The following is a 9,374-nucleotide window of genomic DNA, read 5'->3' on the forward strand; positions in this document are numbered from 1 at the left end:
TCAAAATCCCTGGTCAGATCGACTATTCTTCGGCCGCAACGGCGGTGCCGCGGCGGGCCTGAAGGGTCGAATACTTGATGCCGCGCGCAGCGGCCACATCTTTGGGATGCATCTGGCTCTTCAGCGCGTCGAAGGTGGCGCGAACCATGTTGTACGGGTTCGACGAACCCATCGACTTGGCAACCACGTCATGCATGCCTAGCGTCTCGAAGACGGCGCGCATCGGCCCGCCGGCGATGATGCCGGTACCCTGCTTGGCAGCGCGCAGCAGAACGCGTCCGGCTCCCCAACGTCCCTCGACGTCGTGGTGCAGCGTACGGCCCGAGCGCAGCGGCACGAAGATCATGTCGCGCTTGGCCGATTCGGTCGCCTTGCGGATCGCCTCAGGCACTTCGCGCGCCTTGCCATGACCGAAGCCGACGCGGCCCTTCTGGTCGCCGACGACGACGAGTGCTGCAAAGCCGAAGCGCCGGCCGCCCTTGACGACCTTGGCGACGCGGTTGATGTGGACGAGCTTGTCCACCATGCCGTCGTCGCGCTCTTCGCGATCACGGCCGCGGCCGCCATCCCTACGTTCCTGTGCCATATCCTGTTCCTTGTTTTTTTCCGGAAGCACGGTTGATGATGATATCCGGTTCCCTCTGTGGGGTTGCCGGGGGCGAAACTTTTTAGAAGCTCAAGCCGCCTTCACGGGCAGCCTCGGCCAGTGCCTTGACGCGGCCGTGATAGATGTACGGTCCGCGGTCGAAGACAACTTCCTTGACGCCGGCCTTCGAAGCGCGCTCGGCAATCAACTTGCCGATTGCCACTGCGGCGGCAGTGTCGGCACCGGTCTTGAGCGAACCCTTGAGGTCCTTCTCCAGCGTCGAGGCGGCAGCGATGGTGTGGCCCTTGGCGTCGTCGATGACCTGCACGTAGATGTTCTTCGACGTGCGGTGGACCGACAGGCGCGGACGCTCGCCTGCGACCTTCTTGATCTGGCGGCGGACGCGCTGAGCGCGGCGTTGGGTGGATTCTTTCGAGCCCATGATATCAGTTCCTTGCCTTCAAAAAACGGGGGCAACCCTGTGCGGTAGGACAAGCCTCCCGCGACCGCTCCCCGCGGCGTTGAAATTACTTCTTCTTGCCTTCCTTGCGGACGATCTTCTCGCCAGCGTAACGAACGCCCTTGCCCTTGTACGGCTCGGGACCGCGATATTCGCGGATCTCGGCAGCAACCTGGCCGACCTTCTGCTTGTCGATGCCGGTCACGGTGATTTCCGTCGGCTTCGGCACGGTGATCGTGATGTCCTGCGGCGTTTCGTAGACGACGTCATGGCTGAAGCCGAGCGCAAGCTGCAGGTTCTTGCCCTGCATGGCGGCGCGATAGCCGACGCCGGTGATCTCGAGCTTCTTTTCGAAGCCGTCCTTGACGCCCTGCAGGATATTGACGATCTGCGTGCGCGACATACCCCATTTGGAGCGGGCGGTCTTGGTCTGGTCGCGCGGCTGGACAGCGATCTCGCTGCCTTCCATCTTGACCAGCACTTCGTCGTTCACCACGAACTTCAGCTCACCCTTGGGGCCCTTCGCCGTGACGGTCTGGCCGTCAACGGTCGCGGTCACGCCCTGCGGCAGCGAAACGGGTTTCTTTCCAATACGAGACATTTTGTTGTCCTCGTCACTTCTCTTGTTTCAGGTCTCTATTTTCGAGCGAGATCTTGCCCGAAAACCGGTAACCACTTTTCGGGATCTCGCTGCCAGATCAGAAGATCTGGCAGAGGATTTCCCCGCCGACATTCTGTTCACGCGCTTCGTGGTCGGCCATCACGCCCTTCGGCGTCGAAAGGATGGCGATGCCGAGGCCGTTGGCGACGTGCGGGATCGACTTCGCCGAAACGTAGACGCGACGGCCCGGCTTCGAGACGCGGGCGATTTCGCGCACGACCGGCGCACCGTCGAAATACTTCAGCTCGATCTCGATTTCGGACTTGCCGTTGTCGAAGTCGGTCTGGCTGTAGTCGCGGATATAGCCTTCCGCCTTCAGCACGTCGAGGACGCGGGTACGCAGGCGCGAAGCCGGCGTCGAAACGCTCGACTTCTTGCGGCCATAGGCGTTGCGGATGCGGGTCAGCATATCGCCGAGAGGATCGCTCAATGACATGTTATGTCCTCCTTACCAGCTCGACTTGACCAGGCCCGGGATCTGGCCGTTATTGCCGAGATCCCGAAGCGCGATGCGCGATACTTTGAGCTTGCGATAGTAGGCACGCGGACGTCCGGTGACTTCGCAGCGGTTGCGGATGCGGATCTTGGCCGAGTTGCGCGGCAGTGCCGCAAGCTTCAGCTGAGCGCGGAAGCGCTCTTCCATCGGCTTGGACTGATCCATGATGATCGCCTTGAGGGCCTTACGCTTGGCAGCGTACTGGTCCACAAGCTTGCGGCGCCTGTTGTTCTTCTCGACTGAGCTGGTCTTTGCCATTTCAGATTTTTTCCTTTTCTCGCTGCCGTTACTGGCGGAAGGGGAAGTTGAAGGCCTTGAGCAATGCCCTGGCTTCGTCGTCCGTCTTCGCAGTCGTACAAACGATGACGTCCATGCCCCAGATCTGATCAACCTTGTCGTAGTTGATCTCCGGGAACACGATGTGTTCCTTGATGCCCATGGCATAGTTGCCACGGCCATCGAAGCTCTTCGGATTGAGCCCGCGGAAGTCGCGGACGCGCGGCAGCGCGATGTTCACGAGGCGGTCGAGGAACTCGTACATGCGTTCCTTGCGCAGCGTGACCTTGGCGCCGATCGGCATCTTTTCGCGGACCTTGAAGCCGGCGATCGAATTGCGGGCGTGGGTGACGACGGCCTTCTGGCCGGCGATCATCGCAAGATCTTCCGCAGCGATCGAAGGCTTCTTCGAATCGCCGGTGGCTTCGCCGACGCCCATGTTCAGCACGATCTTGTCGATGCGCGGAACCTGCATCTCGTTCTCGTAGCCGAACTGCTCCTGCAGCGCCTTGCGAATGGTCTCGTTGTAGACCTGCTTGAGGCGCGGCGTGTTCTGAGCAGTCGCCTGCTTGGTTTGAGACTTAGCCATTGATGACTTCTCCCGAGCGCTTGGCGACGCGCACCTTCTTGCCGTCCTTCTGGAAGATGAAACCGACGCGGGTCGGCTTGCCATCCTTGGGGTCGGCCAGCGCGATGTTCGACAGCTGGATCGGCGCTTCCTTGGTGATGATCCCGCCCTCTTGGGACTGGGACTGCTTCTGGTGACGACGGATCATGTTGACGCCGCGCACCAGCGCGGTGTCTTCCTTCGGCTGTACCGAGAGGACTTCGCCCGAACGGCCCTTGTCCTTGCCGGCCAGCACGACGACCTTGTCGCCTTTTCTAATCTTCTGCATTGGTCCGGCTCCTTACAGCACTTCAGGCGCGAGCGAGATGATCTTCATGTGGTTCTTGGCGCGGAGTTCGCGCGGAACCGGTCCGAAGATACGCGTGCCGATTGGCTCTTTCTTGTTGTCGACGAGAACGGCCGCGTTCTTGTCGAAACGGATCACGCTGCCGTCCGGGCGGCGGATGTCCTTGGCCGTGCGAACCACGACCGCCTTCATCACATCGCCCTTCTTGACGCGGCCGCGCGGGATGGCTTCCTTGATCGACACCACGATGATGTCGCCCACGGAAGCGTATTTCCGCTTCGAGCCGCCCAGCACCTTGATGCACATGACACGACGAGCGCCGGAATTATCCGCGACGTCGAGGTTTGTTTGCATCTGAATCATGACTGGCCGCCTTCTTCTCTTCTAACGGGACGGGCTCAAAGCCCCTCCCCGGTCTGTCCAAAATTCGTTGTTTACGCCTGGTCCGAAGACACTACGGTCCAGCGCTTGTCCTTGGAAATCGGCTTCGATTCCTGGATGAACACCTGATCGCCGACCTTGTGGGCGTTGTTCTCGTCGTGCGCCTTGTACTTCTTGGTCATGCGCACGGTCTTCTTCATCACGGGATGCGTGAAGCGCCGTTCGACCTTGACGACAACCGTCTTCTCGTTCTTGTCGCTGACGACGGTGCCCTGCAGAATGCGCTTTGGCATGGTTTTCGTCCTTAAGCCTTCTTAGCCGCGGATTTTTCCGCAGCGATGGTCTTGATACGCGCAATGTCCTTACGGACCTGCCTCACGCGAGCGGTCTTCTCGAGCTGGCCGGTGGCCTTCTGGAAGCGCAGGTTGAACTGCTCCTTCTTCAGGCTGGCCAGATCGTCGGTCAGCTGGTCCTGGGTCTTGGTCCGGATGTCTTCGGCTTTCATGATCAGCCCGTCCTTATTCTGCGATGCGCTGTACGAAGCGCGTCCTGACCGAGAGCTTGGCCGCGCCGAGACGCAGCGCCTCACGGGCGGTTTCCTCATTGACGCCGTCGATCTCGAACATGATACGGCCGGGCTTGACGCGCGCCGCCCAGTAATCGACCGCGCCCTTGCCCTTGCCCATGCGGACTTCGGTCGGCTTCGACGTCACCGGCACGTCCGGAAAGATACGGATCCAGACGCGGCCGGCGCGCTTCATCTCACGAGTGATCGCGCGGCGGGCCGCCTCGATCTCGCGCGCGGTGACGCGGTTCGGCTCAAGCGCCTTCAGCCCGAAACCGCCGAAATCCAGATTGGTGCCACCCTTGGCGGCACCATGGATACGACCCTTGAACTGCTTGCGGAACTTTGTGCGCTTTGGCTGCAGCATCGTTCTAACTCCAAATTCTCAACTGTCTCAGGCGTTTTCGCGACGGCGACCGCGTTCGCGCTCACCACCACCGCCATGCGCATGATCGCCCTCGGTCGCGCGGCGCTCCGAAGCCATCGGGTCGTGCTCGAGGATTTCGCCCTTGAACACCCAGACCTTGACGCCGCAGATGCCGTAGGCGGTGTGCGCCTCGGCCGTGCCGTAGTCGACGTCGGCGCGCAGCGTATGCAGCGGCACGCGACCTTCGCGGTACCATTCCATGCGCGCGATCTCGGCGCCGCCGAGACGGCCTGCGCAGTTGATGCGGATGCCTTCGGCACCGAGGCGCATCGCAGACTGCACGGCGCGCTTCATGGCGCGGCGGAACGCAATGCGGCGCTCGAGCTGCTGGGCGATCGACTGGGCGACCAGCGTCGCGTCAATCTCGGGCTTGCGCACCTCGACGATGTTCAAATGCGTCTCAGACTTCGTCATCTCCATCAGCTTCTTGCGAAGCTTTTCGATGTCGGCGCCCTTCTTGCCGATGATCAGGCCCGGACGCGCCGCATGGATGGTGACGCGGCACTTCTTGTGCGGACGCTCGATCACGACCTTCGAAATCGCAGCCTGCTTGAGTTCCTTCTCAAGGTACTTGCGGATCTTGATGTCCTCATGCAGCAGCTTGCCGTACTCGCCGGTGTTCGCGAACCAGCGCGAATCCCAGGTGCGGTTGATGCCGAGACGCAGACCGATCGGATTGACTTTCTGGCCCATTATGCGGCCTCCCCTTTTTCTTCGACTTCACGAACGACGATCGTGAGGTGCGAGAACGGCTTCTCGATACGGCTGGCGCGACCACGGCCACGGGCATGGAACCGCTTCATGACGATCGACTTGCCGACATAGGCTTCCGCCACGATCAGCGCATCGACGTCGAGGTCGTGGTTGTTTTCCGCGTTGGCGATCGCCGATTCCAGCGTCTTCTTGACCGTGCCGGAAATCCGCTTGGCCGAGAATTCGAGATCGGAAAGCGCTGTCGCGACCTTCTTGCCGCGGATCAGCGCGGCAACGAGGTTCAGCTTCTGCGGGCTGATACGGATCGTGCGCAACACGGCGCGCGCTTCGTTGTCAGCAAGCCTGCGCGGAGCTTTGGCCTTGCCCATGATTATTTCCTCTTCGCCTTCTTATCCGCGCCATGACCGTAATAGGTCCGGGTCGGAGCGAATTCACCGAACTTGTGGCCGACCATGTCCTCGTTCACCGAAACGGGAACGTGCTTCTGGCCGTTGTAGACACCGAAGGTGAAGCCGACGAACTGCGGCAGGATGGTGGAGCGACGGCTCCACATCTTGATCACCTCATTGCGACCACCTTCACGAACCTTGTCCACCTTCTTGAGAAGGTAGCCGTCAATGAAGGGGCCTTTCCAAATCGAACGAGTCACTTGGCGTTACCTCTTCTTAGCTCTTGCGCTGATGGCGCGAGCGCAGGATGAACTTGTCGGTCGCCTTATTGGACCGCGTCTTCTTGCCCTTGGTCGGCTTGCCCCAAGGCGAAACCGGATGGCGGCCACCCGAGGTGCGGCCTTCGCCGCCGCCATGCGGATGGTCGACCGGGTTCATGGTCACGCCGCGATTGTGCGGACGTTTTCCCCGCCACACCGTGCGGCCTGCCTTGCCGTCATTGATGTTGCCGTGGTCCGGGTTGGACACGGCGCCGACAGTGGCCATGCACGAGCCGTGGACGACACGCTGCTCACCCGAATTCAGGCGCAGGATCGCCATGCCCTGGTCACGGCCGACGAGCTGGGCATAACCGCCAGCCGAACGGGCAACCTGGGCGCCCTTGCCCGGCTTCAGCTCGATGTTGTGGACGATCGTGCCGACCGGCATCGAGGCCAGCGGCATCGCATTGCCCGGCTTCACGTCGACCGCTTCGCCGGCCACGATCTTGTCGCCGGCAGCAAGGCGCTGCGGAGCGATGATGTAGGACAGCTCGCCATCGTCATACTTGATCAGCGCGATGAAGGCGCTGCGGTTCGGATCGTATTCGATACGCTCGACCGTGCCGACAACGTCGAACTTGCGGCGCTTGAAGTCGATGATGCGGTACGTGCGCTTGTGACCGCCGCCGATGAAGCGGGCCGTAATGCGGCCGTAATTGTTGCGGCCGCCCGACTTGGTCAGGCCTTCGGTCAGGCCCTTGACGGGCTTGCCCTTATAGAGGCCCGAGCGATCGACGATGACCAGCTGGCGGGTGCTCGGCGTTATCGGGTTGAATTTTTTCAGTGCCATGTTTGTTGTCCTCGCGGTCTTGCTCAGAGACCCGTCGCGACGTCGATCGACTGGCCGTCGGCCAGCGTCACAATCGCCTTCTTGACGTCGCTCTGGCGGCCGATCGTGCCGCGGAAGCGCTTGATCTTGCCCTTGCGGACAAGCGTGTTCACGGCCATCACCTTGACGCCGAACAGCGCTTCGACGGCGGCCTTGATTTCCGGCTTCGACGCCTTCTTGGCGACGTTGAAGACGACCTGGTTCTGCTCGGAAGCCATGGTCGACTTTTCGGTGATCGCCGGCGAGACGATCACGTCGTAGTGACGAAGGTCGGTCATTTGAAGCGCTCCTCGAGAGCCTCGACGGCGGCCTTCGAGAGGACCAGCGTGCCGCGGCGCAGAATGTCGTAGACGTTGATGCCCTGGATGGGCAGCACGTCGATGTTCGGGATGTTCGTCGCCGCCAGCTTGAAGTTCTTATCGAGCTCGGCGCCGCCGATCAGCAGGGCGTTGGACAGGCCCAGCGTCGCGAAATTCGCGATCAGCGCCTTGGTCTTGGCCTCAGTCATCATCAACTCGTCGATAATGATGAGCGATGCGCTCTTGGCCTTGGCCGAAAGAGCATGCTTGAGGCCCAGCGCACGCACCTTCTTCGGCAAATCGTGCTCGTGGCTGCGGACGACCGGACCGTGGGCCTTGCCGCCGCCGCGGAACTGCGGAGCGCGTGCCGAATGGTGGCGGGCGCGGCCCGTACCCTTCTGCTTGTACATCTTGGCGCCGGTCCGAGCGATCTCGGCGCGACCCTTGGTCTTGTGCGTGCCCTGCTGCTTCTTGGCAAGCTGCCAGCGCACGACGCGCTGCAGAATGTCCTCGCGCGGATCAAGGCCGAAAATCTCCTCGGAGAGTTTCACCTTGCCGGCGTCTTTGCCGCCAAGCGTTGTGATCTTGAGGTCCATTATTCCGCTCCCTCTGTGGCCGGGGCATCTACTGTGGCCGGGGCATCGTTCTTGGCGCCATCATTGGTCGCAATGGCGCGGATTGCGGCGGGCTTCGGCGCATTGGCCGGCAGCGCAACCTTGGCCGCGTCGCGGACCAGGATCCAGGCACCCTTCGAACCAGGAACCGCGCCGCGGATCAGGATCAGACCGCGATCGGCATCGGTCGAGACGACCTCGACATTCTGCGTTGTGACGCGGGTGTCACCCATGTGGCCAGCCATATGCTTGCCCTTGAACACCTTGCCCGGATCCTGGCGCTGGCCGGTCGAGCCGTGCGTGCGGTGCGAGACCGAGTTGCCGTGGGTCGCGCGGCCACCGCCCATGTGGTGCCGCTTGATAACGCCCTGGAAACCCTTGCCGATCGTGGTTCCCGTCACATCGACCTTCTGGCCGGCGACGAAATGATCGACGGTGATCTCGGCGCCGACATCGATCATGTTGTCGGCGGAGACACGGAATTCGGCAACCTTGGCCTTCGGCTCGACGGAAGCCGTCGCGAAATGGCCGCGCATCGCCTTCGACGTGTTCTTCACCTTGGCAAGGCCAACGCCGAGCTGGACGGCGGTATAGCCGTTCTTCTCCTGCGTGCGCTGCGCCACGACCTGGCAGTTCTCCATCTGGAGAACAGTGACGGGAACATGTTCCCCGGCATCGTTGTAGATGCGGGTCATTCCCACCTTCTTTGCAATCACACCTGAACGCATCGGTTCAATTCCTTTAGAGTTCCCTGTCGGGGCTGTCGCCCCTCCACGCCTCTTGTTCCTTCAGAGTTCCGGGTCGCCCCGCCCCTCTGGTTCCTTAGAGCTTGATCTCGACGTCGACACCGGCGGCAAGATCGAGCTTCATCAAAGCGTCGACCGTCTGCGGGGTCGGGTCAACGATATCGAGCAGACGCTTGTGCGTGCGCATCTCGAACTGCTCGCGGCTCTTCTTGTCGACGTGAGGCGACCGGTTGACCGTGAACTTTTCGATCCGCGTCGGCAGCGGAATGGGGCCGCGGACGTTGGCGCCGGTGCGCTTGGCCGTCGACACGATTTCCCGCGTCGAGGCGTCAAGCACCCGGTGATCAAACGCCTTCAGGCGGATGCGGATATTCTGTCCGTTCATGCGTCACTTCCTTGTTCTGGCGCGGCGCGGGCAGCGCCCGCGACAGATCGGTTTAAGTCCAAATTACTCTTTGATGGTGACGACGATGCCGGCACCGACGGTGCGGCCGCCTTCACGGATGGCGAAGCGCAGCTTCTCTTCCATGGCGATCGGCACGATCAGCTCGACATCGACCGTGATGTTGTCGCCCGGCATCACCATCTCGGTGCCTTCCGGCAGCGACACGATGCCGGTCACGTCGGTCGTGCGGAAATAGAACTGCGGACGGTAGTTGGTGAAGAACGGCGTGTGACGGCCACCTTCGTCCTTGGT

Annotated in this window: 19 protein-coding genes and 1 pseudogene; all 20 read right to left on the reverse strand. The window is 61.7% G+C overall.

Annotated elements, in window-relative coordinates; genetic code table 11:
• Positions 1-22: 22 nt before the first annotated feature.
• Complete coding sequence (gene rpsE / locus EOC93_RS19855) at positions 23-586, reverse strand: 30S ribosomal protein S5 (RefSeq protein ID WP_006333394.1); 564 nt, start codon at positions 584-586, stop codon at positions 23-25.
• An 82-nt stretch (positions 587-668) separates the two neighbouring features.
• Positions 669-1,028 carry a 50S ribosomal protein L18 gene (gene rplR / locus EOC93_RS19860; protein ID WP_029352225.1) on the reverse strand — a complete coding sequence of 120 codons (360 nt, stop codon included), beginning with the start codon at positions 1,026-1,028 and terminating at the stop codon, positions 669-671.
• 85 nt (positions 1,029-1,113) lie between these two features.
• On the reverse strand, positions 1,114-1,647 hold the full coding sequence (gene rplF / locus EOC93_RS19865) for a 50S ribosomal protein L6 (RefSeq protein ID WP_023799285.1): 534 nt from the start codon (positions 1,645-1,647) through the stop codon (positions 1,114-1,116).
• A 97-nt stretch (positions 1,648-1,744) separates the two neighbouring features.
• Positions 1,745-2,143: a 30S ribosomal protein S8 gene (gene rpsH / locus EOC93_RS19870; RefSeq protein WP_006205453.1), complete on the reverse strand. Its 399-nt coding sequence runs from the start codon at positions 2,141-2,143 to the stop codon at positions 1,745-1,747.
• A gap of 12 nt (positions 2,144-2,155) precedes the next feature.
• Positions 2,156-2,461 (reverse strand): 30S ribosomal protein S14, encoded by a 306-nt coding sequence (gene rpsN / locus EOC93_RS19875; protein ID WP_029352223.1) that lies wholly within the window; start codon positions 2,459-2,461, stop codon positions 2,156-2,158.
• Between the two features lie 28 nt (positions 2,462-2,489).
• Complete coding sequence (gene rplE / locus EOC93_RS19880) at positions 2,490-3,068, reverse strand: 50S ribosomal protein L5 (protein WP_095488568.1); 579 nt, start codon at positions 3,066-3,068, stop codon at positions 2,490-2,492.
• A complete protein-coding gene (gene rplX, locus EOC93_RS19885; protein ID WP_013531428.1) occupies positions 3,061-3,375 on the reverse strand; it encodes a 50S ribosomal protein L24 in 315 nt (104 codons plus the stop codon). The genes rplE and rplX overlap by 8 nt, the downstream gene beginning before the upstream one ends.
• Positions 3,376-3,387: 12 nt before the next feature.
• Positions 3,388-3,756, reverse strand: coding sequence for a 50S ribosomal protein L14 (rplN, locus tag EOC93_RS19890; RefSeq protein WP_006205457.1), 369 nt, complete (start codon positions 3,754-3,756; stop codon positions 3,388-3,390).
• Positions 3,757-3,827: 71 nt separating this feature from the next.
• Positions 3,828-4,067: a 30S ribosomal protein S17 gene (gene rpsQ, locus EOC93_RS19895; RefSeq protein WP_023799288.1), complete on the reverse strand. Its 240-nt coding sequence runs from the start codon at positions 4,065-4,067 to the stop codon at positions 3,828-3,830.
• Between the two features lie 11 nt (positions 4,068-4,078).
• Complete coding sequence (rpmC, locus tag EOC93_RS19900) at positions 4,079-4,279, reverse strand: 50S ribosomal protein L29 (RefSeq protein ID WP_006205459.1); 201 nt, start codon at positions 4,277-4,279, stop codon at positions 4,079-4,081.
• A gap of 13 nt (positions 4,280-4,292) precedes the next feature.
• The gene (rplP, locus tag EOC93_RS19905) at positions 4,293-4,706 is read right to left on the reverse strand and encodes a 50S ribosomal protein L16 (RefSeq protein WP_023799290.1); all 414 of its coding nucleotides are present in this window, start codon (positions 4,704-4,706) and stop codon (positions 4,293-4,295) included.
• Positions 4,707-4,733: 27 nt separating this feature from the next.
• A complete protein-coding gene (gene rpsC / locus EOC93_RS19910) occupies positions 4,734-5,459 on the reverse strand; it encodes a 30S ribosomal protein S3 (RefSeq protein WP_095488567.1) in 726 nt (241 codons plus the stop codon).
• The gene (rplV, locus tag EOC93_RS19915; protein WP_006205462.1) at positions 5,459-5,848 is read right to left on the reverse strand and encodes a 50S ribosomal protein L22; all 390 of its coding nucleotides are present in this window, start codon (positions 5,846-5,848) and stop codon (positions 5,459-5,461) included. The genes rpsC and rplV overlap by 1 nt, the downstream gene beginning before the upstream one ends.
• A gap of 2 nt (positions 5,849-5,850) precedes the next feature.
• On the reverse strand, positions 5,851-6,129 hold the full coding sequence (gene rpsS, locus EOC93_RS19920) for a 30S ribosomal protein S19 (RefSeq protein ID WP_006205463.1): 279 nt from the start codon (positions 6,127-6,129) through the stop codon (positions 5,851-5,853).
• A 16-nt stretch (positions 6,130-6,145) separates the two neighbouring features.
• Complete coding sequence (rplB, locus tag EOC93_RS19925; protein WP_095488566.1) at positions 6,146-6,979, reverse strand: 50S ribosomal protein L2; 834 nt, start codon at positions 6,977-6,979, stop codon at positions 6,146-6,148.
• A 23-nt stretch (positions 6,980-7,002) separates the two neighbouring features.
• Positions 7,003-7,296: a 50S ribosomal protein L23 gene (locus tag EOC93_RS19930; RefSeq protein WP_010909275.1), complete on the reverse strand. Its 294-nt coding sequence runs from the start codon at positions 7,294-7,296 to the stop codon at positions 7,003-7,005.
• A complete protein-coding gene (gene rplD, locus EOC93_RS19935; protein ID WP_126106700.1) occupies positions 7,293-7,913 on the reverse strand; it encodes a 50S ribosomal protein L4 in 621 nt (206 codons plus the stop codon). The genes EOC93_RS19930 and rplD overlap by 4 nt, the downstream gene beginning before the upstream one ends.
• A complete protein-coding gene (rplC, locus tag EOC93_RS19940; RefSeq protein WP_095488565.1) occupies positions 7,913-8,659 on the reverse strand; it encodes a 50S ribosomal protein L3 in 747 nt (248 codons plus the stop codon). Before rplC ends, rplD begins: the two co-directional genes overlap by 1 nt.
• A 94-nt stretch (positions 8,660-8,753) precedes the next feature.
• On the reverse strand, positions 8,754-9,062 hold the full coding sequence (rpsJ, locus tag EOC93_RS19945; RefSeq protein ID WP_006205468.1) for a 30S ribosomal protein S10: 309 nt from the start codon (positions 9,060-9,062) through the stop codon (positions 8,754-8,756).
• A 63-nt stretch (positions 9,063-9,125) separates the two neighbouring features.
• Positions 9,126-9,374, reverse strand: a pseudogene (tuf, locus tag EOC93_RS19950) (elongation factor Tu); the annotation flags it as partial.

The organism is Mesorhizobium sp. M6A.T.Ce.TU.002.03.1.1, assembly GCF_003997275.1.
GTDB lineage: Bacteria > Pseudomonadota > Alphaproteobacteria > Rhizobiales > Rhizobiaceae > Mesorhizobium > Mesorhizobium mediterraneum.